General features: G+C 48.1%; 36 protein-coding genes. 35 read left to right on the top strand and 1 reads right to left on the bottom strand.

The window, feature by feature from the left end; genetic code table 11:
• Nucleotides 1-73: 73 nt before the first annotated feature.
• From nrdR to WDN47_02915, 19 genes are all read left to right on the top strand, one after another.
• Entirely contained in the window at nucleotides 74-517 is a 444-nt protein-coding gene (nrdR, locus tag WDN47_03005) for a transcriptional regulator NrdR (GenBank protein ID MEJ0021530.1), read from the top strand.
• Between the two features lie 28 nt (nucleotides 518-545).
• Nucleotides 546-3,242, top strand: a complete 2,697-nt coding sequence (locus WDN47_03000) for an adenosylcobalamin-dependent ribonucleoside-diphosphate reductase (protein MEJ0021529.1) — start codon at nucleotides 546-548, stop codon at nucleotides 3,240-3,242.
• 3 nt (nucleotides 3,243-3,245) lie between these two features.
• Entirely contained in the window at nucleotides 3,246-3,467 is a 222-nt protein-coding gene (locus tag WDN47_02995; protein MEJ0021528.1) for a hypothetical protein, read from the top strand.
• 43 nt (nucleotides 3,468-3,510) lie between these two features.
• Entirely contained in the window at nucleotides 3,511-4,038 is a 528-nt protein-coding gene (cobO, locus tag WDN47_02990; protein ID MEJ0021527.1) for a cob(I)yrinic acid a,c-diamide adenosyltransferase, read from the top strand.
• 42 nt (nucleotides 4,039-4,080) lie between these two features.
• Nucleotides 4,081-4,368: a GIY-YIG nuclease family protein gene (locus tag WDN47_02985; GenBank protein ID MEJ0021526.1), complete on the top strand. Its 288-nt coding sequence runs from the start codon at nucleotides 4,081-4,083 to the stop codon at nucleotides 4,366-4,368.
• Between the two features lie 97 nt (nucleotides 4,369-4,465).
• Complete coding sequence (locus WDN47_02980; GenBank protein MEJ0021525.1) at nucleotides 4,466-4,942, top strand: DUF4430 domain-containing protein; 477 nt, start codon at nucleotides 4,466-4,468, stop codon at nucleotides 4,940-4,942.
• The gene (locus WDN47_02975) at nucleotides 4,943-5,464 is read left to right on the top strand and encodes a DUF6580 family putative transport protein (protein ID MEJ0021524.1); all 522 of its coding nucleotides are present in this window, start codon (nucleotides 4,943-4,945) and stop codon (nucleotides 5,462-5,464) included.
• A gap of 2 nt (nucleotides 5,465-5,466) precedes the next feature.
• Nucleotides 5,467-5,628 (top strand): DUF167 family protein, encoded by a 162-nt coding sequence (locus tag WDN47_02970; GenBank protein ID MEJ0021523.1) that lies wholly within the window; start codon nucleotides 5,467-5,469, stop codon nucleotides 5,626-5,628.
• Between the two features lie 100 nt (nucleotides 5,629-5,728).
• Nucleotides 5,729-6,937: a hypothetical protein gene (locus WDN47_02965; protein MEJ0021522.1), complete on the top strand. Its 1,209-nt coding sequence runs from the start codon at nucleotides 5,729-5,731 to the stop codon at nucleotides 6,935-6,937.
• Nucleotides 6,934-8,655 (top strand): hypothetical protein, encoded by a 1,722-nt coding sequence (locus WDN47_02960; protein MEJ0021521.1) that lies wholly within the window; start codon nucleotides 6,934-6,936, stop codon nucleotides 8,653-8,655. The genes WDN47_02965 and WDN47_02960 overlap by 4 nt, the downstream gene beginning before the upstream one ends.
• A gap of 147 nt (nucleotides 8,656-8,802) precedes the next feature.
• Nucleotides 8,803-10,038, top strand: coding sequence for a histidine--tRNA ligase (gene hisS / locus WDN47_02955; protein ID MEJ0021520.1), 1,236 nt, complete (start codon nucleotides 8,803-8,805; stop codon nucleotides 10,036-10,038).
• 16 nt (nucleotides 10,039-10,054) lie between these two features.
• Nucleotides 10,055-11,536, top strand: coding sequence for a ComEC/Rec2 family competence protein (locus WDN47_02950; GenBank protein ID MEJ0021519.1), 1,482 nt, complete (start codon nucleotides 10,055-10,057; stop codon nucleotides 11,534-11,536).
• On the top strand, nucleotides 11,533-12,228 hold the full coding sequence (locus tag WDN47_02945) for a peptidylprolyl isomerase (protein ID MEJ0021518.1): 696 nt from the start codon (nucleotides 11,533-11,535) through the stop codon (nucleotides 12,226-12,228). The genes WDN47_02950 and WDN47_02945 overlap by 4 nt, the downstream gene beginning before the upstream one ends.
• A gap of 105 nt (nucleotides 12,229-12,333) precedes the next feature.
• Nucleotides 12,334-12,918, top strand: coding sequence for a nucleoside-diphosphate kinase (locus WDN47_02940; protein MEJ0021517.1), 585 nt, complete (start codon nucleotides 12,334-12,336; stop codon nucleotides 12,916-12,918).
• A 189-nt stretch (nucleotides 12,919-13,107) separates the two neighbouring features.
• Nucleotides 13,108-13,422: a hypothetical protein gene (locus tag WDN47_02935; protein ID MEJ0021516.1), complete on the top strand. Its 315-nt coding sequence runs from the start codon at nucleotides 13,108-13,110 to the stop codon at nucleotides 13,420-13,422.
• Nucleotides 13,423-13,490: 68 nt separating this feature from the next.
• Entirely contained in the window at nucleotides 13,491-14,408 is a 918-nt protein-coding gene (gene mutM / locus WDN47_02930) for a DNA-formamidopyrimidine glycosylase (protein MEJ0021515.1), read from the top strand.
• A 65-nt stretch (nucleotides 14,409-14,473) separates the two neighbouring features.
• Nucleotides 14,474-14,869 (top strand): endonuclease domain-containing protein, encoded by a 396-nt coding sequence (locus WDN47_02925; protein MEJ0021514.1) that lies wholly within the window; start codon nucleotides 14,474-14,476, stop codon nucleotides 14,867-14,869.
• 4 nt (nucleotides 14,870-14,873) lie between these two features.
• Complete coding sequence (locus tag WDN47_02920; GenBank protein ID MEJ0021513.1) at nucleotides 14,874-15,221, top strand: hypothetical protein; 348 nt, start codon at nucleotides 14,874-14,876, stop codon at nucleotides 15,219-15,221.
• The gene (locus tag WDN47_02915) at nucleotides 15,199-16,155 is read left to right on the top strand and encodes a hypothetical protein (GenBank protein ID MEJ0021512.1); all 957 of its coding nucleotides are present in this window, start codon (nucleotides 15,199-15,201) and stop codon (nucleotides 16,153-16,155) included. The genes WDN47_02920 and WDN47_02915 overlap by 23 nt, the downstream gene beginning before the upstream one ends.
• Here the strand turns inward: WDN47_02915 and WDN47_02910 are convergent.
• Complete coding sequence (locus WDN47_02910) at nucleotides 16,152-16,376, bottom strand: hypothetical protein (GenBank protein MEJ0021511.1); 225 nt, start codon at nucleotides 16,374-16,376, stop codon at nucleotides 16,152-16,154. The genes WDN47_02915 and WDN47_02910 overlap by 4 nt on opposite strands.
• A gap of 133 nt (nucleotides 16,377-16,509) precedes the next feature.
• On the opposite strand from WDN47_02910, the gene WDN47_02905 reads away from it, so the two are divergent.
• The 16 genes from WDN47_02905 to WDN47_02830 all read left to right on the top strand — a co-directional run bounded on the left by WDN47_02905 (nucleotide 16,510) and on the right by WDN47_02830 (nucleotide 24,874).
• Nucleotides 16,510-16,785, top strand: coding sequence for a co-chaperone GroES (locus tag WDN47_02905; GenBank protein ID MEJ0021510.1), 276 nt, complete (start codon nucleotides 16,510-16,512; stop codon nucleotides 16,783-16,785).
• A 1-nt stretch (nucleotide 16,786) separates the two neighbouring features.
• On the top strand, nucleotides 16,787-18,445 hold the full coding sequence (gene groL, locus WDN47_02900; protein MEJ0021509.1) for a chaperonin GroEL: 1,659 nt from the start codon (nucleotides 16,787-16,789) through the stop codon (nucleotides 18,443-18,445).
• Nucleotides 18,446-18,961: 516 nt separating this feature from the next.
• Complete coding sequence (locus WDN47_02895; GenBank protein ID MEJ0021508.1) at nucleotides 18,962-19,357, top strand: hypothetical protein; 396 nt, start codon at nucleotides 18,962-18,964, stop codon at nucleotides 19,355-19,357.
• Nucleotides 19,358-19,651: 294 nt separating this feature from the next.
• Complete coding sequence (locus WDN47_02890; GenBank protein ID MEJ0021507.1) at nucleotides 19,652-19,807, top strand: hypothetical protein; 156 nt, start codon at nucleotides 19,652-19,654, stop codon at nucleotides 19,805-19,807.
• 11 nt (nucleotides 19,808-19,818) lie between these two features.
• On the top strand, nucleotides 19,819-20,106 hold the full coding sequence (locus WDN47_02885; GenBank protein ID MEJ0021506.1) for a hypothetical protein: 288 nt from the start codon (nucleotides 19,819-19,821) through the stop codon (nucleotides 20,104-20,106).
• Nucleotides 20,107-20,261: 155 nt separating this feature from the next.
• Nucleotides 20,262-20,804 carry a DUF3228 family protein gene (locus tag WDN47_02880; GenBank protein MEJ0021505.1) on the top strand — a complete coding sequence of 181 codons (543 nt, stop codon included), beginning with the start codon at nucleotides 20,262-20,264 and terminating at the stop codon, nucleotides 20,802-20,804.
• A gap of 298 nt (nucleotides 20,805-21,102) precedes the next feature.
• Nucleotides 21,103-21,231: a hypothetical protein gene (locus tag WDN47_02875; protein ID MEJ0021504.1), complete on the top strand. Its 129-nt coding sequence runs from the start codon at nucleotides 21,103-21,105 to the stop codon at nucleotides 21,229-21,231.
• Between the two features lie 442 nt (nucleotides 21,232-21,673).
• Nucleotides 21,674-21,874 carry a hypothetical protein gene (locus tag WDN47_02870; GenBank protein ID MEJ0021503.1) on the top strand — a complete coding sequence of 67 codons (201 nt, stop codon included), beginning with the start codon at nucleotides 21,674-21,676 and terminating at the stop codon, nucleotides 21,872-21,874.
• A gap of 37 nt (nucleotides 21,875-21,911) precedes the next feature.
• Nucleotides 21,912-22,280, top strand: a complete 369-nt coding sequence (locus tag WDN47_02865) for a hypothetical protein (GenBank protein MEJ0021502.1) — start codon at nucleotides 21,912-21,914, stop codon at nucleotides 22,278-22,280.
• Nucleotides 22,281-22,434: 154 nt separating this feature from the next.
• The gene (locus tag WDN47_02860; GenBank protein MEJ0021501.1) at nucleotides 22,435-22,653 is read left to right on the top strand and encodes a hypothetical protein; all 219 of its coding nucleotides are present in this window, start codon (nucleotides 22,435-22,437) and stop codon (nucleotides 22,651-22,653) included.
• Nucleotides 22,654-22,656: 3 nt separating this feature from the next.
• The gene (locus WDN47_02855; GenBank protein MEJ0021500.1) at nucleotides 22,657-22,836 is read left to right on the top strand and encodes a hypothetical protein; all 180 of its coding nucleotides are present in this window, start codon (nucleotides 22,657-22,659) and stop codon (nucleotides 22,834-22,836) included.
• Between the two features lie 32 nt (nucleotides 22,837-22,868).
• Nucleotides 22,869-23,048 carry a hypothetical protein gene (locus tag WDN47_02850; GenBank protein ID MEJ0021499.1) on the top strand — a complete coding sequence of 60 codons (180 nt, stop codon included), beginning with the start codon at nucleotides 22,869-22,871 and terminating at the stop codon, nucleotides 23,046-23,048.
• Between the two features lie 230 nt (nucleotides 23,049-23,278).
• Nucleotides 23,279-23,404 carry a hypothetical protein gene (locus tag WDN47_02845; GenBank protein MEJ0021498.1) on the top strand — a complete coding sequence of 42 codons (126 nt, stop codon included), beginning with the start codon at nucleotides 23,279-23,281 and terminating at the stop codon, nucleotides 23,402-23,404.
• Nucleotides 23,405-23,808: 404 nt separating this feature from the next.
• Nucleotides 23,809-24,003, top strand: a complete 195-nt coding sequence (gene rpmF / locus WDN47_02840; protein ID MEJ0021497.1) for a 50S ribosomal protein L32 — start codon at nucleotides 23,809-23,811, stop codon at nucleotides 24,001-24,003.
• Between the two features lies 1 nt (nucleotide 24,004).
• Nucleotides 24,005-24,466, top strand: coding sequence for a transcription antitermination factor NusB (gene nusB, locus WDN47_02835; protein ID MEJ0021496.1), 462 nt, complete (start codon nucleotides 24,005-24,007; stop codon nucleotides 24,464-24,466).
• 111 nt (nucleotides 24,467-24,577) lie between these two features.
• Nucleotides 24,578-24,874, top strand: coding sequence for a GIY-YIG nuclease family protein (locus tag WDN47_02830; GenBank protein MEJ0021495.1), 297 nt, complete (start codon nucleotides 24,578-24,580; stop codon nucleotides 24,872-24,874).
• Nucleotides 24,875-24,971 lie beyond the last annotated feature (97 nt).

Below are 24,971 nucleotides of genomic sequence, written 5' to 3'. Positions count from 1 at the left end.
GCGAAGAGGAGCAATAAGTCGACCGTAGCACATTTTGCGGAGCAAAATTGCGAAGCGTCGACCAATTACGACGATGAGATGCCCCAATTGCCAGAATGACGATACCAAGGTTTTAGACTCTCGGCCTATTTCTGACGGCATGGCGATCCGGCGCCGGCGTGAATGCAACAAATGCGGAGCCAGATTTTCCACGCACGAAGAGATGGAAATCTTGGACCTCTCTGTACTCAAGCGCGACGGCAGTACGGAAGCCTACATGCGGGAGAAGATCGAGTCCGGTATCCGCAAGGCTTTTGAAAAACGGCCTCTGACCAGTGATGATTTTCATTCCTTAGTGGCCGGCATCGAGCAGGACATCCAAAAAACGGGCAAAGAACAAATTGCCACCAAAGATATCGGCAATATCGTCATGAAAAGGATCAAAGGCAAGGATCAGGTGGCCTACATACGTTTTGCATCAGTTTATCGAAAGTTCGCAGATGTTGAAGAGTTCGTGAAGGAAGCGAAGAAACTATAACAATTAATTAAACCCACAAACAACACCCATGCAGCCCAAAGAAAACCTACAAACCAGAAAAGTTAACGGATTAGCCGAACTGGGAGAAAAGATCTTTCTTGACAGATACGCTATCAAGGATGCGAAAAAGGAAACTTTGACTGTGGGTGATACGGTAGTTGTTTGTGTTAATCTAAAAACCGGCCAAAGAGAAATTGGCACTGTGGAAAGACTTAATCAGGAAACCCGCGAGGTGGTAGTGAAGCTGCGCGACGGCACGCTGGAGACGCGGGCGATCGAACACGTGGACAAACCGCTTGAAACCGTGCCGGAACAAATGTTCGAACGCATCGCCAAACACATCGCTTCAGTGGAAAGTACCCCTGAACTGCAGCAGGAATGGGAAGGACGATACCGCGAACTGATGGATGATTGGAAATACGTGCCGGCCGGCCGGATCTTCACCGGTGCCGGAACAGGGCAGAATTTAACTTATTATAATTGTTACGTTATTCCATCTCCGAAAGATTCCAGACAGGGCATTTTTGAAACTTTGGGCCAGATGGCCGAGATCATGTCCCGCGGCGGCGGCGTCGGCATCAATGTTTCCACACTCCGGCCGCGTTATGCTTATGTCAAAGGCGTGAATGGCAGGTCCAGCGGTTCCGTATCCTGGGCATCTTTGTATAGTTTTGTTACCGGCCTGATTGAGCAGGGCGGCTCGCGCAGAGGCGCTTTGATGCTGATTTTAAACGTCTGGCATCCGGATGTCATCGATTTTATCAATTCCAAAAAAGAAGCCGGCAAGATCACGAATGCCAATATTTCCGTGGGCATCACGGATGATTTCATGCAGGCGGTGAAAAACGACCAGCCCTGGGATCTGGTTTTTCCTGACACTTCGGATCCTTTATACCGCGATCGCTGGGACGGCAACATCAACCGCTGGAAGGAAATTGGCGGCAAGGTGGTCAAGCAGAAGACAGTGAGGGCGCGCGATATTTGGGACAATATAATTTCTTCGGCGCATTCTTCCGCGGAACCGGGAATGTATTTTATTGACCGCGCGAATTATTATTCCAATTCTCACTACTTTGCGGACCTGCCGTGCACCAATCCGTGCGGCGAACAGCCTTTGCCCGCTTGGGGTGTATGCAATCTTGGCCACATCAATCTTGCCAAGCACGTGGATGCGGTTGCTCGCGACGTGGACTGGAATAAATTGAAACGCACGGTGCAGGATGCGGTCAGGTTCCAGGACAATGTCATTGACGCAACTCCCTATTTCTTTGACGAGAATTACCAGCAGCAGATGAGCGAGCGCCGGGTAGGCATGGGCACTATTGGCCTTGCCGAAATGCTGATCAATTTAAATTTGCGCTACGGCAGTCCCCAGGGAGTGGAATTTATCGATAAGCTTTACCAGTTCATCTCCATCACGGCTTACGAAACTTCCGTGGACTTGGCAAGAGAGAAAGGCGCATTCCCGAAATTTGAAGCGGATAAATTCCTGCAATCGGGATTTATGCAGCGCATGCCCGAATACATCCGCCACCTGGTCCGCCAGTACGGCATCCGCAATGTCACGATCTTAACTCAGGCGCCGACCGGCACGATCGGGACCATGGTCGGCACTTCCACAGGCATTGAACCGTTCTTTTCCTGGATCTATTTCCGCAAATCGCGATTGGGTGTGCACCAGGAGCACATCAAACTGGCTAAGGACTGGCTGGATGCGCATCCGGGCGAGCAGCTGCCTGATTATTTCGTCACAGCCATGGAACTGACCCCGGAAGAGCATGTGCAGGTCCAGGCCGCGGTGCAGAGATGGACCGATTCGGCGATCTCCAAAACCGTGAACGCGCCGGAAGAATATACGATAGAGCAGACGAAAAAACTTTATGAACTGATGTATGACCTTGGCTGCAAAGGCGGCACGATCTACCGCGACGGCTCACGCGACGAGCAGATATTGGCCACTGACCATACCAAGCTTGGCAAAGACGCCAGCGATCAGGTGGTTGCGCAGCAAAACGAAAAAGCTATAGAGGACCTGCGTATAAAAATGCAGAATGAGCCTGAACCGGCTCCCGCGCCGCAGCCAATGCCGGAACCTATGCCTGCTCCCATGCCAGCAACTGAACCTCATCCACAAATGCCGACTTCACCACAAATGGGAAATATTTCTCCGCGAAAAAGGCCGGATGTCATGGAAGGGTCGACCTACAAAGTCCCGACCGCGTACGGTAATTTGTATGTCACGGTCAATGAAGACGAATACGGACCTTTCGAGGTTTTTTCCCAGCTTGGCAAGGCCGGAGGCTTCTTCGGCGCCCAGACCGAGGCCATCTGCCGCATGATCTCTTTGGCCCTGCGTTCCGGCATCAGTTTGCAAAACGTGGTAGAACAATTGAAAGGCATTCGCGGCCCTGATCCCATGTTCCATAACGGCGAACGGATACTTTCTTTGCCTGATGCGATCGCGAATGTTTTGGAAAATCATCTGAAGCGCGGACAAAAAGAACTGCAGCTGGATTTTAAGCAACTTGAGATCCCGAAAGTTGACCGGGAACCTGTGTTCCAGGCTGTGACGCGCCAAGTGCATGAGGTTGGCAGCACATTTGTGACGCAAAAAACTTCAATTGCGAACAGCGGCTTGGCTCCGGCATGTCCTGAATGCGGGAACATGATGGTTTTGGCTGAAGGATGTTCCAAATGCGAAATGTGCGGATTCAGCAAATGCTAATTTATGGACTCACACAATCATAAACAAGCTCCCAGAGGCTATAAGAGAGAAGAGGGTGTTCCCAAAAATGGATTTGGGGACAATCTTCCGCATAGGATCGCAGGGCTTGAAAAAGCCAAGACAGAGCCCGGGATGAGCCCTGCCGACATAGCTGCGCTCGATAGAAGCATCGCGAAGCTGAAAGAGAAACTGGAAGCTTCAAACGAACCTAAGGTACAAGAATAAAGATTATAAAAAAGGCGGCGGACATCCGCCGTCTTTTGAAACAATGACCAAAGGCCTTACAATAATTTATATCGGCAACGGCAAAGGAAAAACTTCTGCTGCTGCCGGACTTGCGGTCCGAGCAGCCGGCACCGGCTTTAAGGTTTTGTATTTGCAGTTCGTGAAAGGCGACTGGCCTTCGGGCGAGCGCGAAGTTCTGAGCAAGCTTAAGAATGTGGACGTGAAATTGATGGGCCGGGGCTTTGTCGGCATCCTGGGAGATCGCAAGCCCATCCAGGAACATATTAAAGCGGCCAAAGACGCCATGAAAGAATCGATTAAAGCCCTCAAATCAAAAAAATATGACTTGGTGATCTTGGATGAGGCCATCTCAGCAATTGAATCCAAACTTCTGACAGTTGATGATGTTGCCAAGATCATCAGATCCAAACCTGCAGAAACTCACCTCTGCCTGACCGGGCATAAACAGTTCAAAAAATTGATCGATATGGCTGATCTGGTGACTGAGATGAAGATGATAAAGCATCCATATTATCAAGGCATCCTCGCACTGCGGGGCATTGACTACTGACAGCGAAGCTGTCATCCCCGACCTAATCGGGGATCCAGAACTATGAAATCATATTTTGTTTATATTTTAGACAGTAAGCGAAACGGAACTCTGTACATTGGAATTACGAGAGATTTGATTAAACGAGTTTATCAACATAAACAAAAATCCGTAAAAGGCTTTACAAAAAAATACGATGTGAATACTTTAGTTTATTATGAAGAAACTCCTGATGTTGAAAGTGCAATCAAAAGAGAAAAACAACTGAAGAAATGGAACCGAAAGTGGAAATTAGAACTGATTGAAAAGTTTAACCCTAAATGGCAAGATTTGTATCAAAATTTGCTTTAGAACTGGATTCCCGCTTTCGCGGGAATGACAATCTATATATGATTTACAAAAATGAGCGTCATCTGCTAAAATTGTTATGCAAAATTAATCCTATACAATGAATAATCTGGGAAGAAAACTTGAAATATTCGTTATTGTCACAGTTATTGCCTTCATCGGTATTATTTATGCTTTTAAGCAACAGCCGGTTTTGGCCCCAACCACAAATAACCCCAATGTTGCTCTGACCAACCAGGATCTCAATATTCCATCCACGGGCCAAGCTTCGGTTAATCCTGCGGCCGGCGGTCAAACACAACAACAAGTTCAAGTACCCAGCAGCGTTGTTGAATATCAGGGACAAGACGGAAAAAATGCCTTAGAGCTTTTGGAAGCCGATCATAAAGTGGACGCCAAGCATTATTCGTTTGGGGATCTGGTGACGGGCATTGACGGGATCACGCCGGATGCACAGCATTTCTGGGCCATGTACGTGAACGGGAGTTTTTCGCAACTGGGAGCATCCGCTTACATCACAAAATCTACAGATAATATTAAATGGGAAATTGACGCGGTCGTAGATACCACAAAATAAATGCTACCATATTTCTTTATCTTTTTCGGCGCACTGTTGCGCGTGATTCCTCACCCTGCCAACTTTGCGCCGATCGGCGCGACTGCTTTGTTCGGCGGGGTTTATCTGAAAAAAAGATACGCTTTGCTCCTGCCGCTGGCGGCTATGTTTATTTCTGATATTTTTATCGGATTTGATTCTCTGCAGTCGCGGCTGGTGATTTACGGCAGTTTCCTCCTCATTGGTTTGATCGGCCTATATATTCGCAACCACAAAAATGTTTTTACTGTAGTCGGCGGATCTTTGCTGGGTTCAACATTATTTTATCTGATCACCAATTGCGTGCTGTTCTATTCCACGAAAATGTATCCGCATACCTGGGCCGGACAGATCGCATCTTATACGAATGCCATTCCGTTTTTTGGAAATACATTGTTAGGAGATCTGTTTTATGTCGGAGTATTATTCGGAGCATACGAATTGATATGGTCATTCGCGTTAAAGTACAAACGAGAGCCTCAAGCGAGCGGATCGAACAATTAGGCTTGGAAGAATATAAAGTTTGGGTCACGGTTCCGCCCGCTGATAACCAGGCCAATAATGCCGTGATCGATCTTTTGGCTGATCACTTTAATACTTCGCCATCTAAAATCCGCATCCGTTCAGGATATAAAAGCGCTCATAAACTGATTGAAATCGAATTATAACTCGGCCAGGGCAGTGGTCGGTTTTTACTATTGACTTAGTCAGCAAATATTGGTATATTATAAAATCGCAGTTCTTCTCAGATCTACGGAGGATGTTGGAATGGTGACTAAGTTTCGTTTGTTTTTCGCGGTAGTTTGTCTGTTGTTCCCGAGCTTGTGCTCGGCCGCTGATTACGTCACGCACGTGATCAAAAAGGGTGAGAATGTCAGCAAGATCGTGCTGAAGCTCACCGGCAGCAACAATTACCTGAAAGACGGAATTGTTGTTGCTATTATTGTGAACGGAAAGGACACGGGCAGGGTTAGGCCGAAGGAAGAGCTTGGTGTGGTATATCCCGGTTGGGAAGTGCGCATCAAGACCGACTTGGCAAAGACGGAACCGGTAAAAGGTTCCGCAGGCAAGACTTTCGCGCAAGTGTGCAAAGGATCTTCGGATCTTCGCTGCGCGCAAAAGTTGGCTTTGCTCAACGGCAACATCACGTCAAAGATGTCCAAGCGTGACATCGCGTCGCGCTTGTCCAAGACTTTGACCGACGACGTTTACGCGTTGCCGGGAATGTTGGCTGCTTCTACGGTTTCTGCCCAGGTTCCAGTTCAGGTGCCAGTCGTGGCGAAAGTTGAAACGCCGCAACCGACCAAGGCTCCTGCTGCACCCGCACCTGCGGAGGTGCCGGTTCCGCCACCAGCAGTCGCTGCTCCGCGTGTAACACCAGCGTCAGCAGCAGATAAGCCTCCAGATAAACCTCCATCAGCAGCCACAGCCGCAGCAGATCAGCCAGCAGCAGTCGCAGCAGATCAGCCAGCAGCAGTCGCAGCAGATCAGGCGGCTTCATCATCATCGAATTCTTCTCCGCCAACAGCACTCATCTACATAATAGCCGCAGCAGCAATAGTCGGGGTTATCGTCCTGGGTATTGCCTGGCACTTGTACATCAAGAAAGCAAGAGCAGACAATGCGCTTCAAGCGGGCTTAGCAGATATACGGCTGGAAGAGCTTCGGGAGTTGAAGGGGCGCGTACAAGAATTTGTCTCGAGGTTCGAGATGTTCTTTAAGCACTACCTGAACGCAAACGCCAACTCGGTTGAGATTTTGCCTGAATACTTGCCTTGGAACGGAAAGGGAGTAATTCGGATCGTGCCCCAGAAAGGCAACTATCCGAATCTCACCAACCACAAGGTTGATCTTGACTGTGATTTAGCTAAATTCAACGAAACGTTCCCTAATGAGCCGTTTACGTTCAAGGAGCCTTTCGTTGACGATAAACCGGGTGTTTGTGTGCCCTTTGTGCACGCCGGAGGTGATCTGTGAAGCCAGTGATGCTGAGCCTTGGAGGTTGCGGGGTAAGTATTGGCAAGGATTTCGGGAAAACAATCTCCGCCAACGCTGCTGAGACCGAGAGAGTCGAAGATCTGATTCGAGCTAGGAAAAAAGCGGAAGGCAAGGAATTTCCTGCTGACAAAATCTGGTACTCGACACTCGTCAGGTCGTTTCTTGACATCTTCTTCATTGACACGCTCAAGGCTGAGGTTGCGTTCGCACCCGAAGGCCGTTCACTCGTGATCGGCGATGGCGAGGGGAGTGGACACGATCCGAAAGCCGGGCGGGAAGCTTTCGAGAAAGCGAAAGACAAGGTCTCGGCAATTCTGCGGCCCTACGACACCGCGTTGATCACCGGTTCGCTGAACAAAGGCACGGCGGCGGGCGGGTTGGAACCATGTTGCGATTTGGCTCTTAGCCTCAAGATGTTCACCGTCGCGATCGTGGTCTTTCCCGATATCGAAGAGGTGTCGAAAGAGCAGTACAATTTCGCGATCGACACCCTAACGAGATTGGCAGAGAAGAACGTTCGTTGTCTCGTGATCAACAATGCCACGGCCTACGCACTCAAGATGCCCAAAAAAAAGGCGTGGAAAGAGCTGAATCGGGCCGCTGTCAGGGGCCTGATTACTATGTTCTACACCTTCATCCAGGGCCGAGAAGCTGACGGCAAGGACACGCTTCGCGTCATGAGCGGCGGCGGCAACTTCAAGGTGGGTCGCACCATCTGGACTCCCGAGATGGAAAAATCTCCTGATCGGGAGAGCCTGATCATTAAGGGAGCTCGAGAAGTGATCGAGAATCCGTACTATGATTTTGAGGGCCACATTGGTCGGGCGATCATCACGAACCTTGGACCAATGAATCAGGATACCACGAAAGGTTTTCGAAAGCAGATCGCGGTGATCGCCCGCGGCGAAAAGAACATGCTGGACTACAAACCGATCTTTACCGGTACGGAATTTACAAACCCGCCGGCCGAGATCGCCGGCATGTTCTGTGCCGCCCCTAAGGATGGCCAAGTGTTCAAACCTCAGGAAGTCTTGTGGAAGACTCCAACCCTGGTCATGCCCGATGAGTATACCGAAGGATACGAGGACGAAGAAGAGGAGCCCACAGAGACTCGGGTCGGAATCACCGTTAAGCCTATTGAGGCGCCGTCAGAAGAAGAGTTTCATCGAGAACCCGTTCACCTTAGGGCGGTTCCACCGCAACCAACGACACCTGTGCGTGTTACCGTCGGTCCGATCAGCTTCCAGAGATGGATTTCAGGAATGAACTCCGACGACCCGGTTTGTATCAGCGCCGCCGGAGAAGCGGGAGTGCTCAGCGACTTGGTCAAGCCCAACTTGCCTGAAGTCGTGGAGTGGACATCCATACTCCAGTTCCGAAACTTGATCAGTAATGGACTGGTCTCGAAGGCCAATCAGGACTGGATCTACGGATTCTGCATGGAGAATTCCGTCAAACTGAGGGCCGATTCGTTCTTCGAAGTGAGGCTCGAAGGATACAGCCGGAGATTTCAGCTTCACAGCATCGGCGCGCAGCAGCTCGAGCTGGTCAAGGATGATGTGAGCAACGATCAGCAAAAGCGGATGATCCGTTTCCTCAAATCGATCGCCCAGCTCTGGGGTCCGGAAAAAGCCATGGCTCTGCTTAGCGTGGAAAATTCCCGTAAGCATCCAGCGCCACAAGAGTCGGTGGGTTAACGCCGCCGCAACCCAACGCCATTCCAAACTTTTAATCCTATCTTAGGTTACAGCCATGATAGGGTTAGCTCCTGTTCCTTGTTATGCACATATGTTGCAGACTGGGACAGGATTTTTTTTTGCTTATTTTTATGTTAAAATTAGCTTATGTCAAAAGATATCCCCCAAGTCCTCAAAGGCTTTCGCGATTACTTGCCTCAGGAGCAGATAGCGCGGAAGAAAATGATCGCAAAAATTTCCGAAGTTTTCGAACGCTTCGGCTTTGCTCCTATTGATACGCCGTCTCTGGAACCATATGAACTTTTGGCCGGCAAGATCGGCGAGGACGAAAAATTGATCTATCGCTTCATGGACCAGGGCGAACGTGAAGTGGCCCTGCGCTACGATCTGACTCTGCCATTGGTGCGCGTGGTGACCAATAATTCGAATTTGCCGAAACCCTTCAAGCGTTACCAGATCGCCAATGTCTGGCGCGCGGAAAAACCGCAGAAGGGCCGGTTCCGGGAATTGATGCAGTGCGACGCGGATATTGTGGGCTCAGATTCCCTGATCGCCGATGCGGAAGTGATCGCGACATTGAACGAAGCTTTCAGATCTTTGGAAGTCGGCGAGGTCGTGGTCAAGTACAACAACCGGCAGATCATTGACGAGGTTTTGGGCGAAAGAAAATTTGTCACGAGCGATATTGCCAATTTTTTGCGCCTGATCGACAAACTCGATAAATTAGGAGAGAAAACAGTGGCTGAGCGGATCAAGCAGGCCGGATTTAATTTCAAACTGAGCGAATACCGCTCCGAAATGCAGAAAAAAGGCAAAAAATTCATTGCTGAGTTTGAAAGTTTGCTGGGCAGTTTCGGTATGGACAATTTTCAGTTTGACCCGACATTGGCGCGGGGATTGGATTATTACACCGGTATGATCTTTGAATTCGTGCTGAAAGCCAAACCGGAGTTCGGCTCAATTGCCGGCGGCGGGCGATATGATAATTTGATCGGCAAGATCTCCGGCAAGGAAATGCCCGCTGTGGGCGGCTCGATCGGCTTGGACCGGCTGTTTGCTGCGCTTTCCGATTCAGGCAAGATCGCGCCTCAAACTGCCGCGGAAGTGATCGTGTTTAATATGGATAAGGATTTGATTCCCGATTATCTTAAAATTGCGACCACATTGCGCAATGCCGGCATTGATACGGAATTTTATTTTGAAACCGCAAAACTTGATAAACAGTTTAAATATGCGGAAAGTAAAAACATGCAGGTGGCGGTAATTTACGGCGCGAATGAGGCTAAAAAGAGGAAAGTGAATATTAAAAATTTGCGGGAAAAAGAACAAAAGACCGTAGACCTGGATGATCTGGTCACGGAAGTGAAATCAATGTTGTGGTAACTTCTCCTCCTTTGGCATGACCCTCAATAAGTCCAAAATTTTTTTGATCCTTTGCTTGGGCTTGATATTCGGAGTATTTTTGGGGCGCTACATCAACTACGAAACCATGGCTATACTGGCCATGGTTTTTATAATTGTCGCGACAGTCGGCTGGAATAATAAATTAGCCGTAGTTATCGGCTTGGCCGGACTTGTCATGATCCTCGGCAGTTTAAGGTTCAAGCAGGATTTTGCCCAAAACGATATTGCTCAATTTTATGGCCAAAAAGCGCAGGTTACCGGAATCATCTCAAGCGAGCCGGATATCAGGTCTGACAAAATTTATTTAACTTTGGGAAATTTAAAAGTGAATGAAAAATCTATTCATTCAAAATTACTGCTGACTGTGAACCGGTTCCCTGAATATGAATACGGCCAGAAGCTGAGTTTTGAAACCAAGATCTCCGAGCCGAAAGAATATCCGGATTTTTCCTATAAAAATTATTTATCACGATTCGGCATTGATGCCGTCGCCTACATGCCCAAACTGAGCGTGGCTGCGGGCAATTTCGGCAATCCTGTCATGCGGGAGATTCTGCTCCTTAAGAAAAAATTTACGGACCGTTTAAGCGATATTTTGCCGGAGCCGCAGAATTCATTTTTGGCAGGATTGCTTCTGGGCGCCAAACGCACGATCCCCCAAACCCTGACCGATCAGTTCAACCGCACCGGCACTTCGCATATTGTGGCTATTTCCGGGTTCAATATTACGATTATTGCAGCTGCCATGACCTGGATCCTGCAGTGGCTGGGAGTACGCCGGAGATTTTCTTTTTTATTTTCGGTTTTGGCAATTGTCATATTTGTCGTGATGACCGGCGCTTCGGCTTCCGCGATCAGAGCCGGGATCATGGGCATTTTGCTGCTGCTGGCCCTCAACGTTGGTCGCTTGAGCGTGGCTGCCAACTCCCTGGCATTTACCGCGGTGGTTATGCTTGCGATCAATCCGCAGATCCTGGTTTTTGATGTGGGATTCCAGTTGTCATTTGCCGCACTTCTAGGGATTATTTATATTTCGCCCGTGCTTGAGCCTCACTTTTCATGGCTGCCGCAAGTTCTGCGCCAATATTTTTTGGCCACTCTCTCGGCGCAGATCTTTACCCTGCCGATCTTGGTGTTCAACTTCGGGCAATTGTCGCTCGTGGCGCTTTTGCCGAATATTTTGGTGTTGCCCATTGTGCCGGTCACGATGCTGTTCGGATTTTTGACAGGCCTTGCAGGATTGATCTGGCTGAAGCTGGCTCTGCCTTTGGCCTGGGTGACGTATTTGCTTTTGACCTATATCATCAAGGTCATCGGATTGTTCGCGTCATTGCCGTTTGCCGCAGTTTCAATGCACATTAGTTTTTGGGCTGTGTGCGTCTATTACGCGATCATCTGCGCTTTGTTCTTCGGCCGAGGGTTTACAAAAATCGGATTTATTGCTAAACTTAAGGAAATTAAATTATTAAAAATATGAATACTTTAGGTAAAGTTTTAATCGCAATTGTCGTGGTCATTATTTTGATAGGCGGATATTTTTATTTCCGTACGAACAAAGCGCAGGCGCCCACCAACGATCAAGCTCAAACCACTCCAAACCCCACGCCGGCTCCTCCCACTCCTTCCCCGGCAGCCACTCCGCCGGCCAGCCCTGCGGCGTCGGCCGGTTCTGTGGCAACGATCGATACCAATATGGGAAGTTTTCAAGTGACGCTGGACGCAAAATCAGCGCCGCTGACAGTAGCGAATTTTATCAAACTCGCCAATGAGAATTACTGCAACAACACGAAGTTCCACCGCATTCTGAAAGACTTCGTGATACAAGGTTGCGATCCGAATTCGATCAAAGGTGATGTCTCGACCTGGGGCACGGGTGGTCCCGGTTATACTGTTCCTGCCGAGATCGGGCTGAAGGCGAACATTGGCGCGATTGGTATGGCATCAACCGCAGCCAAAGGACCTTCATCGGGCAGTCAGTTTTTTATAGTGACAACCGAGAGTCCAAACACTCACGCGTCCCTCGACGGAAACTACACATTTTTTGGCTATGTCACAAGCGGCATGGATGTAGTGACCAAAATCGCGGCAGTGCCGGTCCAGCCAAATCTGCAAGGCGAACCGTCTCTTCCCAATACGCCGGTTATAATTAATAAGATAACGATTAAATAAACCCCCACACCAATTGTGGCGGATAAAATAGAATTATGTTGAAACCAGAAAAAATTAATTTGCTAGAAACAATTTTGTTTTCTAAGCATTTGGTGTGGGGGTAAAATGCCCAAGGCGCATCCGAAAGAAGAAATAACATTTGTCATGGTCAAGCCTGACGGCGTCAGGCGCGGCTTGACCGGCGAGATCATCCGCAGGATCGAGCAGGTCGGTCTCAAGATCGTGGCTTTGGAAATGCATCAGCCCACGAAAGAAGAGATGGACAGCCACTATCCGAAAGATGAAGCTTGGATCACCAGGCTTGGGACCAAAACTTTGACCACTTACGAAAAATACGGCTATGACGCCATGGAAGAAATGGGCACCGCCAAAGCGGAAGAGATCGGACCGCACGTCCGCCGCTGGCTGGTGGATTATATGAGCTCGGGCCCGGTGGTAAAAATTGTGGTGCAAGGCATTCACGCCGTGGACATGGTCAGAAAGCTTTCGGGCAACACCCAGCCGGCGCTGGCTGAAATGGGCACGATCCGGGGGGATTTTTCAGTTGATTCCGCCGCTTCCGCCAATAAAGACAAGCGCGCGATCTATAATTTGATCCACGCTTCTGAAACCCCGGAAGAAGCGGCTCATGAAATTGAACATTGGGACATGAAGAAAAAGATCCGCAGCTATAAGCGGATGGACGAATAAAATACATTCCTATCTGCAGACTCTAAACAAAACAGCCGGAATTGGCTGTTTTTTATTGACAGCAGCGGCTGAAAATCTAGGATTGCAAGAATGATCCGTTCGCCGGCGTCCAATTTTCTGCCTATTGCCAGCAATAGGCAGTTTTCTTTTTGCCGAATTTGTTATAATATTTTATAAACAGGGGGAAGCATGAACGAGCCCGAAACTCTTTGCAGATTTTTGCTCCAGAAATTTCCGGACAAACTCATCCCGGATCAATACGGTTGCAGAGACTCGCGGAACTCTTCCCGCATTAGGGAAGATGATGAAGATATGGGGTTTACGGTTCGCGAACCGTTTGACGCCGAGGATCTGCGAAAGGCTATTTCCGATTTTTACGAGGCGCAGGGGCTGAACGTGAAACTGTATCATAAATCTTTCTGGCTGGAAAAAAACGGCGAGATCCACAAATTCGTCACTATAACTTACGACAGGAATCGGCTTAAGATATCGGTCAAGTCCTAAGCGGAAGCAAAGGGCTTTTCTTTTTGCAGATTTTGCTATAATGTCTGAGTAGTAATTTACAGAAAGTAATGCCTGAACTGCCAGAGGTTGAGACCGTGGTCAATGAATTGCGGTCGAAACTCAAAAATAAGAAGATCAAAGAGGTCCGGGTCCTGCTGCCGAAAATGGTGGCCATGGGACCTAAGACTTTATCTAATTTACGGAAACCCGGTGAAAATGTAAGCTCCGAATTCGCCCGTACTTTGAAAGGACAAAAGATCACTGATGTTTCTAGGCGCGCAAAGATGATCATTATTGACTTGGCCGGGAAGTTCGCGATCTTGGTCCATCTAAAAATGACCGGCCAGCTGATCTTTCTGGACAAGAAACATAAGGACAGACAAATTAAGCTTTTGAACATTGAAAATTACACGCCGGTCCGCCTTCCCGCCAAATCCACGCATGTGATCTTTGATTTCACTGACGGTTCCAGGCTTTTTTACAATGATTCCCGCCAGTTCGGCTACCTGAAACTGGTTACGGACAAAGAATTATCCCGGGTTCCGGAATTGCTGGGATATGGGCCGGAACCCCTGGATAAAAAATTCATTTACCTAGAGTTTGAAAAGCTTTTGCTGAAAAGATCCAACGCTTTAGTCAAACCTTGGCTGATGGACCCAGGCATCATTGCCGGCATCGGGAATATTTATTCTGACGAGATCTTGTATTACGCCAAGGTCCGGCCGACAAGAAGAGTAAAAAGCCTGTCAGATGCGGAAAAACACTTATTGTTCAAAGGCATTAAAAAGATCTTGCAGGATGCGGTGGATCATTACGGCTCATCGGTCGGGGATTTTGTCAGGCCAAGCGGGGACTGGGGAACTTACGGGCTTTTGCACAAAGTTTACGGCCGGGCGGGCGAGAAATGCAAAGTTTGTGGTAGTATTATAAAGAGCATAAAGTTTAACGGGCGGACAGGAAGTTATTGTCCCAAAGAACAGAAGTGAGCAATTTCAATTTTTCCTCTCCCTTGACGGGAGAGGATGTCGCGGAACGCGACAGGTGAGGGTGAATGAAAGAGCGTGTAAATATAGCCAGGAATTTAAGAAAGAGACAAACCACTCAAGAGAAAAAACTCTGGTTTTGGCTACAAGATCGAAGACTATTTGGATTTAAATTCCGCAGGCAGGTTAGAATTGACAACTATATTGCCGATTTTTGTTGTTTCCGAAAACGCTTAATTATTGAATTAGATGGCAGTCCGCATAATAAATCTGTTAATATAATTATGGATAGAGAAAGAGAAACATATTTGAGAAAGCAAGGATTTAAAATGCTTAGATTTTGGAATAGCGATTTAGACCGGAATCCTAAAAAAGTCCTTGAAAAGATTCTTTTGAATCTTATTCACCCCTCATCTGCCCTCCGGGCATCTTCTCCCGCAAGGGGAGAAGAAAAGAGGAAATAATACCATGCAGGACGAAAAATGGGAAGCGCTGAAAGAAGAATTGCACCGTAAATTCAAAGTGGAAGACGAGCACTTTGAGGATTTGACCATGGATTCAGCAGACGGCCCGGTGAAGCAGGGAAAAATCGAAGTTTTAATTTTTCCTACGCCCATGGGCAAAGTTAAATTAACCCGGGAATCCAAGCCGGTTGTTTTATCTAAGCGGGAAATTTATTCGCACCAGCAGGGAAAGTCGGCTCGAACTGAATACACTTTTTCAGAAACTGAATTTTCACACAAGATCAAAGCGTACAAATGGGACGATTATAACGACGAGTGGAAGGAGATCGATGCCGCAGGATTTAGCAGTTGAGACAAAAGAAAAACAAAACTTAGCCGAAGCCGTAATTTCAACTCTGGCATTTTTCAGTTTGTATAATCTGCCGCTTTCCGGGAAGAGGGTTTATGAATTACTTCTGGGAGTAAGATCGACCCAAAGAGACGTTGATAAAATGCTTTCATTTTTGGCAGCTAACGATCAGATCATCCAGGAAGGCAATTTGTTCGCGCTGAAAAAATGGGATCTGGGCCGACACAACGCCAATCAGCTGGAATTAACCAAAAAATGGCGGAAGATCGACAAATACTTTCATTGGCTGGCTGTTTTGCCGTTTGTCCGCCAGATCTCGGTGATCAACAGTTTGGCCTTAGGCACGGCTGACAGTGATTCTGATATTGATTTTTTTGTGGTCAGCAGACCCAACCGGCTGTATTTTGTCCGTTCCGTGATCATCGTTCTATTCCGCCTGCTCGGTGTGTACAAAACCCGGCAGCGGATCAAAGACCGGTTCTGCTTCGGTTTTTTCGTTTCTCAAAACCGTCAAAATTTGCAACCGCTGCTGATCAAACCGGAAGATCCTTATTTGGTTTTTTGGCTGGCTAGTATGCGGCCGATCCTGAACCAAACGGAATATGAATATTTTATGAAAGAAAATTCCTGGATCAAAACTTATTTTCCGAATTTCGAGCCGGCTTTGCGGCTGAATACGATTAAAGAACCGCATACCGCAATCAAGGTCATTAGGTTTATTTTGGAATTTTTGCTCTCGATCCCCGCAGCTTTGATTGAACCGCTCCTGGCCCGCATCCATATCAGCCATACTTTCCGACTTCCCGAGAACAGGGTTGCAGCTTCCACCACTGTGGCCAATGCCGACATGCTGAAACTCCACGGCTATGACGTGCGCGCAGAGATCGCTTACAGATACATTGAAGAACTGGAAAAGATAAAAAAAAGGCGAACCTAAGATCCGCCTACCAACATCTCGTCCATCTCAGCATTTTTACCAGTTTGTTTCTCGACCGGTTCGATCTGGATTTGTGCACGGAGATTGACGAAGCCGCTTTCTGGTTTTTGCGCAACCATTTCGGCGACGCGTGTTATATCGGCCTCGTCAAGCATTATTGTGAAGCAGATGGTTTTGCCGGTACTGTTCCGATGGGTCCATCCGAAAAAGATTTTTTCCATGCTAGCCCCCCTTAGTAAGCATATTGTAATTGAATTTTTAGGCTCTTGCAAAGCTTGCCGTAAAGTTATATAATAAACCAGCGAAAAAAATAAAAAATGCCTCGGGGCATTTTTTATTCAAGAAAGGAAATATATGAACATCAAACCCTTAGGCGACCGGGTTCTGGTCAAGCCTATCAAGAGCGAGGAAGTCACCAAGTCCGGCATAGTTTTGCCGGACACGGCCGAGAAAGAAAAGAAAGAGCAGGGCATAGTTGCGGCCATCGGGGACGGCGAAAAAATAAAGAAACTCCAGCTGAAGGTCGGCGACAAGGTCCTGTTCGGCAAATATTCGGGCGATGAGGTCGAAATGGACAAAGTAGAATATAAATTTCTTAAAGACGAGGATATCCTCGGGATAGTGGACTAATATGGCAAAAATGATCTTGAGCTCATCTGATGCTCGTGAAAAAATAATGATCGGCGTGGACAAGCTGGCGAACATCGTCAAAGTCACTTTGGGTCCCAAGGGCCGCAACGTCATCCTGGACAAAGGTTACGGCAGCCCGACCATCACCAATGACGGCGTGACCATCGCCAAGGAGATCCAGCTGGAAGACAAATTTGAAAACGTCGGGGCGCAGCTGTTGCTGGAAGTGGCGGAAAAAACCAATGATGTGGCCGGCGACGGCACGACCACGGCCACGGTTTTGGCGCAAGCCATTCTCTACCACTGGAAAGAATTGCGCAATCAGGCGGATGTTCTGTCGGTCAAGCGCGGCATTGATAAAGCCGTGGTTTTCGTCGTTGACGAGCTGAAGAAGGTCAAAAAAGACGTAAAAACCTCGGAAGAGATCGCGCAAGTGGCTACTATCTCATCCTTGGATCCGGAAGTCGGCAAGCTCATTGCCGAGGCTATGAACGAGGTCGGCAAGGACGGCGTCATCACAGTTGAGGAAGGCCAGACCATCGGGCTTCAGAAAGAAGTGGTAAAAGGCATGCGGTTCGATAAAGGATTTGTGGCTCCCTACATGGTTACCAATCCCGAGCGCATGGAAGCGATCTGGGAAAATCCGTATATTTTGATCACTGATAAAAAGATCTCCTCCATTCAGGATGTCCTGCCGCTTTTGGAAAAAGTGGCGCAGAGCGGCAAAAAGGATCTGGTTGTTATCGCCGACGATATTGAAGGCGAGGCTTTGACCACTTTTATCGTCAATAAATTGCGCGGAAGTTTTAATGCTCTGGCGATCAAAGCTCCCGGATTCGGCGACCGCAGAAAAGAAATGCTGGCGGATATCGCCGTGCTGACCGGCGGCGAAGTCATCACCGAGGAACTGGGACTGAAACTGGAAACCACAACTCTGCAGCAGCTGGGCCAGGCGCGCAGGGTCATCGCCAATAAAGAAACTTCCACGATCGTGGACGGCGCGGGCGACAAGAAAAAGATCGAAGACCGCGTGACGCAGATCAAGACCGAACTCAAGAATTCCACTTCCGACTATGAAAAGGAAAAATTGCAGGAACGGCTCGCCCGGCTGGCCGGAGGCGTGGCCGTGATCAAAGTCGGAGCCGCCACTGAAACGGAAATGAAGGAAAAGAAATTCAAAATTGAAGATGCGCTCAATGCCACCAAGGCCGCGGTTGAGGAAGGGATCGTCGCCGGCGGCGGCGCAGCCCTGGCAAAGATCGCGCCCCAGCTGGAAGACTTCGGCAATTCGGTGACAGCCGCGGAAAAGATCGGGGTCATGATCGTGCGCCGCGCAATTGAAGTGCCTTTAAAGCAAATTGCCATGAACGCGGGACTTTCCGAATCATCCGTGCTTTCTGAGGTCCAAAGATCCGACAGCAACACCGGATTTGATTTCGGATCGTTTGATGCGAACAATTGGCGCTCAGGCCTCAAAGATCTTATCGCCGCAGGCGTCATTGACCCGGTGAAGGTCACGCGTACTGCGCTCCAGAACGCCGCATCGGTGGCCGGCGAACTTCTGACCACTGAAGCAGTGGTCGTGGACAAGCCTGAGCCCAAGCAGTCAGCCCCTCCAATGGGCGGCGGCATGGGAGGCATGGGCGGAATGGATTATTAAGAGAAGAAAATAGTAAGTAGAAAATAGAAAAGATTAGGTTTAGGCCTAGTCTTTTTCGTATTTGCGAGGAGGCCGTAGGCCGACGCGGCAATCTATTCCAATGATTAGATTGCTTCGTCGCTAACGCTCCTCGCAAATTCGATCCTCGATTATTATAATCAAACCATACCAGCATAACCTTTTTGGCCAATCTAAGCCTTTAATAATTTCTTTTTTGGCTAATATTAGCCTTTATTGACATAAAGCTGGGTATAAGGCTTGACAAAACCGGCATTTAAGTGTACAATTGACTATTACCTTACCAATATGAATAATAGTACTTATTCGTTCAGGACCGAGTAAGTATGAGCAATTTAATGGTCCTGCGGGACCATTTTTTGTTTCCACCATTCTGGGGGCTTATCTTGATTTAGCAGGAAAAATCAACATTTGTCCTCAAGCAATCATGCTTAAGCACCCAGAATCGTGGAAGTAATGACAGTTCGTTTCTCTCACCTAAAAGGTGGGGAGGTTCAGATGGAGAAGATTTATTGGGTTTCTCGTCAGAAGATGTCGCTCGGCCAGATCAAGGCCGTTCGGGAAATCCACGGCGATGACGTTAAGATCATTAAGGATCGCGTCGTGTTCAAAACCACCGAAGCATTCGGCGAGTATCTCGCGGAACACCATGATGGATTTACGTACACGACAGCCGAGACGTCACACTGCCTCTGGGCCGCGGTTAACGGTCACCAAGAGTTCGGGGTTTTTGAGAACCACGCATTGAGACGAAAGGATGATGCATTGGAACTCAAAGCCGTATACCATGTCGTTCGAGTGAGCAACCGAGTTGAATTTCAGCTTGCTTGGACAAGTCGGCGGTACCGAAAAGAGCGGTATATGCAGCGACAGAGACAAGCTACTCGAGGTTAACGGAGGAAGTCACAAACGGCTTGGCGGCCGCAAGTTCTACACACCGGTTGCTCATCAGTAGCAACCACAACGAACTGCGCCAACAGTTCTCTCTCCCTTGAATCTAAAAACAATTTGGATTCAAAGAAGAGAACATTAAAAATTAGATATTAGAAATTAGTAATTTTCTCATTTGTTTCCGCGAATGTTGGGCTGTTATCAGGTTTAAGGGGGTCAAATAAACTTTAGCCCGTTACTTGCCTGATAGCACCCAGTATCGCCGAAACAAAATACTCAATTCAAAAAGAGGTCAGCATGACAGCATTTATCGTCTTCGCTCTCGGGTGGCTTGTGATCTGTCAGGCGGTGAAGTTCTACCGCCAGAAGCCGACGTTGCTTCCGCTTCGTTCGCTCGATACGAAGCAGGAGCAATCGGTCTACGCCGCGATGAAGTCAATCTGCGGTAAATAGGAGGAGTTAGAATGTCCCAGTATATCTTGAAGATAGACAGCAAGACCGAGGCGCTGGTCGGATGGGATCCGCCGCTGCAGTCGTATTTCGGCCAGATCTACATGATCGATGAAGACGGCGAGCGCATCGACATCTACGAGGAGAACGGCGAAGAGAAGGACGGCACGATCTTCTGGATCGGTGCCACGCCGCCGCGAATCGATAACGTTGAAGAGTTGGCGCGCAAGCTGTCACCATACGTGCGCTTGTCGGATGACTTTCGCACCTATCTCTTTCTCGATCAGACTCAAAACCGTTAGCTCCCGTGCATCGATCGGGAATCCCGCCAAAACAAAGACAGCAGGCTTGAACCCGTTTTCAAGCCTGCCTCTTCCTAAGTTTTCTAAAGCTAGAAGATTTTGGAAGGGAAATAATTCCCGAGTTCTTTGGCTCCTAGCTAAATAGTGAGGGTGATATGAAATTGATCGGCATCGGAGAATTCGTGAAAAGACAGACTCCGGAATCGCGGTTCTCGCATTTTGAAGGCGGTTGGGAGACTCTCATCGCTATGGTCGAAGAACGCTTCAAATCCGCTTCTAACGGGTATCGCGAAGGAGAGAAGGATGTCCCGGTTTCGTCAAAAGGGTTTTTCACAAGTGTCGTCGAAGTAACGGACGAAACGCCTTTAAAGGCAACTTTCGAAGCGCGCCGAGATGGTGAGAGTAAACTTCTCGTAGTTACCGCACTCGGCGGCGTGAAGATGCCGGCTAAGGGTGTGGTGGATATCGTTATCCGTCACCGCGATTCTCTAGATAAAGATCACGGGCCCGTCGGCGATCACGAGTGGGAGATCATTTCATTCGACGCATGTCCAGCCGAAGAACGGGTACCCATGCATCCGGTGGCCATGGCTCGCGACATGCTGGGCCTACCCGGTGGGACATATTCTGACTGGTATACCGCCGAGCAATTCGCAATAGCAATCGAGTACTGGTCGACTCATGCGATGCGCGGATAGATAATTTACAGGAGGAAGTTCGTGTGTGCGAAGTTTGCGAGACAGTCAATAACCGTCTCGCCTCTTCCTAAGTTTTCTAAAGCTAGAAGATTTTGGAAGGGAAATAATTCCCGAGTTCTTTCCTAGTTTAAGTCAAGAAGGTGACATGAAGCTGAATCGGACTAAAATTGATGGGTACGTCAACCTTTCGCTCAATTGTGCCATGGTGATATTTGCCATCGTATTGTTTGCAGACGTAGTGATCATTATCTTTGTAAGGTAATATGGGTCCCTTGTCACAGCAAGAAAGAAGTACAGAATGAACGATAGAATGTTTCAATGGCTGTTCTTGGAACAGAACGGCACGCACGTCATAGCGCTCACCGGAATCGTGCTGGCCTTGGCCATTTGTGCCATCGCGATGCTCATCCGCAGCCCGCAACAATAAAAGGAGTTCACAAAAAAAAACGGCTTGGCGGCCGGATTAATAAACATTAGGTTGCTCAATAGAGCACCAAAAGAACTGCCCGCCAACAGTTCTCTCTTCCCTTGTACTTCATCCGCCATTAATTTCGCGGAGAATGGAGTTCAGAGGATCGGAATCCTGTTTCTTAATGTAAGAACAAAACGAAAGAAAAAATTGAATAAATTTGTTTCTAGAATGCGAGTGTAGTTAACTAAAGTTAAGAGAGAATCACTGAATATCAGTCTCGAACCTATAACAGTTAAGTACATTCAATTGTGAAAACAAAGGAATTGCTCCCACTATTCTGAATACTTAAAAGTTGTAACACGGATATCTATTTGCCCCGTAAAGTTCACTAAGCATTCAGAGTTGTGGGCAAGCAATCAAGCTCCCGCAAAAGAGTTTCCCAAGCACGAGGGTCCACATGGTTCGTAAAACGATCGGCTACGTTCTTGTCACATTGCCTGTCTACGTCGTGTTGATGCTCGTGTTCTACAAGAGTGCAGGCGGATTGTTCCTGATGATCACGGGCTTGCCGCTTTACCCGGAGATGCTCGGTATCATGATGATCTTAGCTTTGATCCTCATGTTGTGGGGCATTATCCTGGCGAAAATCAAATTCTAAGGTCAGCAATTTTTTGTAAACAGCTCAGTTAGCGCATATGGCGCGTGAGGCACATGTGGAAATTAAATGGGACGAGCAGGCACAATACAATTGTGTCTTGCTCGATGGCACCGAGGAAGCAGGCGATGTTATTGTAATGGCCCGGGCGAACAAGGCGATTACTTCCTTCGCGGGGATAGAGCTATATTACGTCTTTTTTTCCTCTGACGAAGCGCATGAGGTAGTCTCAGAGCCTCAGCTCATTCGCGCATTGGAGATCAAATCCCTGGAGCCCCTTTCCGAAGATTTGCGGAAGTGCTTCAACCCCAAATGTAAGTCCAAAAAACCTTTCATTTGGAAAAAGGGCTGGCTGACCTGCACAAACTGCGGCTCGAACAATTGGACTCGAGTGGCCAACAAGGATTAAGGAGGAAACCGCAGGCATAGCGCTTGCGCATGGTCTTGAGCCATGAATTTTAACCGGATGTCTTCCCAAGAAAGACATCCCCATTCCCTTGGACCCAAAGCGATTTGGATCCAGAGGAGTTGTACGGAAAAAACGGAAAGTTTTAGGAGGATTTATGAAGATGGTCTATGGCGGCAAGTGTCTCACATTGGCGGAGATTGAGGTATTTTGTGGTGTGAGGACCTTCGACGACGCTACTGGTTTCTCGATGCAAGACAACGCCCGGATATTAGTGCACTTGAATGGGGATGACAGGGCGAAACCGTGCGCCGGTTGCAATATCCGCCGCCGCAAGGTTCAAAACGAGCTCGATTCGCAACCCGTGAAGAGGTGAATCATGACGAATGATGAAGAAGACCCGAAGCCTCTCACCGATAGGCAATTACTGGTCATCATGATCATTTTTATTGCCGTAGGTATCGCCGCCGTCGGCCTGGGGTATCTGGCCGCGCACAAGGAAGAATTATGCAACAAACTTCCCGTGCAGTTGGCCAATGTCTGCCTGAGCAGACCTTGAGGTGAGAGATGGAATACCATGGCGAGCGGTGCATGACGGACGACGAGGTGACCGACTATGTCGAATCAGTAAGGACCGGCAAGCCCGTCCGCTCGGCATTTGGCGAGGTCAAGCGTCTCATGTTTGACCACATCGCGGAATGCCGGCTATGCCAGATAAAGGCGCGGGCTGAGCGGAACCTTCAGGACTGGCTCGACCAGCTGGAGATGTGACATGCAACCCGCCAAAACAAACCCCAAGACAGCAGGCTTGAACCCGTTTTCCAGCCTGCTCCCTTCCCCTGGACCCAAATCAATTTGGATCCAGAGGATCGGAAAGTAATTTTACCCTGTTCCTCCTGCTTGAACGCAAGAGAGAAAAGGGTTAGAATACTCCCGAACCGGCGGCGCTCGTACACTCGGCGTTCGGAAACCCGGAAACTTAGTTTCTGACGGAGTGGAGCATGATCACAATCGTCGTCGTTCGTCTGCCCAGATTCACGTCTTCGCGCATCTACCGCCGAATGACCATTTGGCTCGACCGCATCTATCTCTGGTTTGAAGATTTTTTACCGGAGGATCAGAAGTAGTTGCAAACACCAAAAGAAGCGGGATCCCAGCCCCGCTTCAAAAACTACTTGGAGGCACCAATATGAAGGAGTTAGCCAATGTTATTTTGGCCTTCGGCATCCCCGCTTTGATAGCCAGCCTTGTGCTGGATTGGTGGGTTAAGCCAAAAGTTACGCGCAAGAAGGGGAATGAGTAAGTCAGTCAACATCGACTGTCATTCCCCGCCCGTTTCCCAAAGTTCTCAGTTATCTGTCGGTGAATTCTGAAATTTTGTTTACAAAATGTCAGAAACTCCTGTTCACCGACAGATATTTGAGAATTTTTTTAACCCCACACCAAAATTTTTGGTGTGGGGTTTTATTTGACCCTAATGGTCTTTTATGTTATACATCTATAGTAATTTTAAATAATTCAACGAAAAAATATGGCAGTTCCAAAGAAGCATAAAACCCGGTCGGGCCGGAATCAGAGACGCTCGCACGATCATCTGAAAGCATCCGCATTGTCGGTTTGCAAGAATTGCAATTTTCCAACTTTGCCCCATGAAGTTTGCAAGAACTGCGGTTACTACAAAGGCCGCCAAGTGATCAAGGTCAAAGTCAAGAAAGCAAAGAAGTAGTATGGCCAACAGGCATTTATCCCGCACGGTGGCAATGCAATCTTTATATGAGTGGGACTTCAACGAGCGCGTAAGGCCGCTTTTGGCGATCACGGAATTCAACGTCAAACAGTTTGCGCCCGGGCTCGATGATCCCGCTTTTATTTTTGAGCTGATAAACGGAGTGGAAAAGCACTTGGAGGACATTGACAAGATAATCGTCAAAACGGCCCCGGAGTGGCCGCTGGAGCAGATCACGGTCATTGACCGGAACATCCTGAGACTGGGGATCTACGAGCTGATGTTCAGCAAAGAGGTGCCGCCGAAAGTGGTGATCAATGAGGCGGTGGAGCTGGGCAAGGCTTTCGGGGGGGGAGAGCAGCGGCAAGTTCATCAACGGAGTGATGGGAACCCTCTACAAGCAGCTGCCGGAAGAAGAGAAGCTGGCAGGGGAAGCCCGGGAGAAAGAAACAAAAGAAGATAAAGAAAAAGAAGCGCCTAAAGCATAAGGCGCTTTTATGTTCGAAAAATCTTATCCCTGTCAGAATTATTTAGGTGAATTTGCGAGGAGCATTGCTCCGAAGCAATCTAATCTATGCAAGACAAGTTATCGTTTGTTTACATAATGACAAATTATACAAATACTGTTTTATATACCGGTTCTACCGGTAAGAGTTTGAAAGAACGGATATGGGAGCATAAACAAAAACTGGTCGAAGGTTTTACAAAGCGATATAATATCAACAAATTAATTTATTATGAAGTTTATAGTGATTTAGAGTCAGCACTTAATCGAGAAAAACAAATCAAAGCAGGGTCTCGAAATGACAAAGTAAAATTAATAGAAAGTCTTAACAAAGACTGGAAAGATCTTTATGAAGACTTGGATTAGAATTCCACGTGAATATGACGCATTTGCAAGGAGCGCAGCGACGAAGCAATCTAATCCTTAGATTAGACTGCCACGCAACCGCCTAAACTAGGCTTAG

The sequence above is a fragment of the Candidatus Doudnabacteria bacterium genome (assembly GCA_037200925.1).
In the GTDB taxonomy this organism is placed as follows: Bacteria; Patescibacteriota; Doudnabacteria; order UBA920; family O2-02-FULL-48-8; genus JBDTSL01.
Note: the sequence above shows the minus strand (reverse complement) of the source record. Positions and strands in the feature narration are given on the sequence as shown.

What these genes read in the sequence shown, in the direction of transcription:
- nrdR (MEJ0021530.1), top strand. Translation starts at nt 74, where the DNA reads ATGAGATGCCCCAATTGCCAGAATGACGATACCAAGGTTTTAGACTCT.
- WDN47_03000 (MEJ0021529.1), top strand. Translation starts at nt 546, where the DNA reads ATGCAGCCCAAAGAAAACCTACAAACCAGAAAAGTTAACGGATTAGCC.
- WDN47_02995 (MEJ0021528.1), top strand. Translation starts at nt 3,246, where the DNA reads ATGGACTCACACAATCATAAACAAGCTCCCAGAGGCTATAAGAGAGAA.
- cobO (MEJ0021527.1), top strand. Translation starts at nt 3,511, where the DNA reads ATGACCAAAGGCCTTACAATAATTTATATCGGCAACGGCAAAGGAAAA.
- WDN47_02985 (MEJ0021526.1), top strand. Translation starts at nt 4,081, where the DNA reads ATGAAATCATATTTTGTTTATATTTTAGACAGTAAGCGAAACGGAACT.
- WDN47_02980 (MEJ0021525.1), top strand. Translation starts at nt 4,466, where the DNA reads ATGAATAATCTGGGAAGAAAACTTGAAATATTCGTTATTGTCACAGTT.
- WDN47_02975 (MEJ0021524.1), top strand. Translation starts at nt 4,943, where the DNA reads ATGCTACCATATTTCTTTATCTTTTTCGGCGCACTGTTGCGCGTGATT.
- WDN47_02965 (MEJ0021522.1), top strand. Translation starts at nt 5,729, where the DNA reads ATGGTGACTAAGTTTCGTTTGTTTTTCGCGGTAGTTTGTCTGTTGTTC.
- hisS (MEJ0021520.1), top strand. Translation starts at nt 8,803, where the DNA reads ATGTCAAAAGATATCCCCCAAGTCCTCAAAGGCTTTCGCGATTACTTG.
- WDN47_02950 (MEJ0021519.1), top strand. Translation starts at nt 10,055, where the DNA reads ATGACCCTCAATAAGTCCAAAATTTTTTTGATCCTTTGCTTGGGCTTG.
- WDN47_02945 (MEJ0021518.1), top strand. Translation starts at nt 11,533, where the DNA reads ATGAATACTTTAGGTAAAGTTTTAATCGCAATTGTCGTGGTCATTATT.
- WDN47_02940 (MEJ0021517.1), top strand. Translation starts at nt 12,334, where the DNA reads ATGCCCAAGGCGCATCCGAAAGAAGAAATAACATTTGTCATGGTCAAG.
- WDN47_02935 (MEJ0021516.1), top strand. Translation starts at nt 13,108, where the DNA reads ATGAACGAGCCCGAAACTCTTTGCAGATTTTTGCTCCAGAAATTTCCG.
- mutM (MEJ0021515.1), top strand. Translation starts at nt 13,491, where the DNA reads ATGCCTGAACTGCCAGAGGTTGAGACCGTGGTCAATGAATTGCGGTCG.
- WDN47_02925 (MEJ0021514.1), top strand. Translation starts at nt 14,474, where the DNA reads ATGAAAGAGCGTGTAAATATAGCCAGGAATTTAAGAAAGAGACAAACC.
- WDN47_02920 (MEJ0021513.1), top strand. Translation starts at nt 14,874, where the DNA reads ATGCAGGACGAAAAATGGGAAGCGCTGAAAGAAGAATTGCACCGTAAA.
- WDN47_02915 (MEJ0021512.1), top strand. Translation starts at nt 15,199, where the DNA reads ATGCCGCAGGATTTAGCAGTTGAGACAAAAGAAAAACAAAACTTAGCC.
- WDN47_02910 (MEJ0021511.1), bottom strand. Translation starts at nt 16,376, where the DNA reads ATGGAAAAAATCTTTTTCGGATGGACCCATCGGAACAGTACCGGCAAA.
- WDN47_02905 (MEJ0021510.1), top strand. Translation starts at nt 16,510, where the DNA reads ATGAACATCAAACCCTTAGGCGACCGGGTTCTGGTCAAGCCTATCAAG.
- groL (MEJ0021509.1), top strand. Translation starts at nt 16,787, where the DNA reads ATGGCAAAAATGATCTTGAGCTCATCTGATGCTCGTGAAAAAATAATG.
- WDN47_02895 (MEJ0021508.1), top strand. Translation starts at nt 18,962, where the DNA reads ATGGAGAAGATTTATTGGGTTTCTCGTCAGAAGATGTCGCTCGGCCAG.
- WDN47_02890 (MEJ0021507.1), top strand. Translation starts at nt 19,652, where the DNA reads ATGACAGCATTTATCGTCTTCGCTCTCGGGTGGCTTGTGATCTGTCAG.
- WDN47_02885 (MEJ0021506.1), top strand. Translation starts at nt 19,819, where the DNA reads ATGTCCCAGTATATCTTGAAGATAGACAGCAAGACCGAGGCGCTGGTC.
- WDN47_02880 (MEJ0021505.1), top strand. Translation starts at nt 20,262, where the DNA reads ATGAAATTGATCGGCATCGGAGAATTCGTGAAAAGACAGACTCCGGAA.
- WDN47_02875 (MEJ0021504.1), top strand. Translation starts at nt 21,103, where the DNA reads ATGAACGATAGAATGTTTCAATGGCTGTTCTTGGAACAGAACGGCACG.
- WDN47_02870 (MEJ0021503.1), top strand. Translation starts at nt 21,674, where the DNA reads ATGGTTCGTAAAACGATCGGCTACGTTCTTGTCACATTGCCTGTCTAC.
- WDN47_02865 (MEJ0021502.1), top strand. Translation starts at nt 21,912, where the DNA reads ATGGCGCGTGAGGCACATGTGGAAATTAAATGGGACGAGCAGGCACAA.
- WDN47_02860 (MEJ0021501.1), top strand. Translation starts at nt 22,435, where the DNA reads ATGAAGATGGTCTATGGCGGCAAGTGTCTCACATTGGCGGAGATTGAG.
- WDN47_02855 (MEJ0021500.1), top strand. Translation starts at nt 22,657, where the DNA reads ATGACGAATGATGAAGAAGACCCGAAGCCTCTCACCGATAGGCAATTA.
- WDN47_02850 (MEJ0021499.1), top strand. Translation starts at nt 22,869, where the DNA reads ATGACGGACGACGAGGTGACCGACTATGTCGAATCAGTAAGGACCGGC.
- WDN47_02845 (MEJ0021498.1), top strand. Translation starts at nt 23,279, where the DNA reads ATGATCACAATCGTCGTCGTTCGTCTGCCCAGATTCACGTCTTCGCGC.
- rpmF (MEJ0021497.1), top strand. Translation starts at nt 23,809, where the DNA reads ATGGCAGTTCCAAAGAAGCATAAAACCCGGTCGGGCCGGAATCAGAGA.
- nusB (MEJ0021496.1), top strand. Translation starts at nt 24,005, where the DNA reads ATGGCCAACAGGCATTTATCCCGCACGGTGGCAATGCAATCTTTATAT.
- WDN47_02830 (MEJ0021495.1), top strand. Translation starts at nt 24,578, where the DNA reads ATGCAAGACAAGTTATCGTTTGTTTACATAATGACAAATTATACAAAT.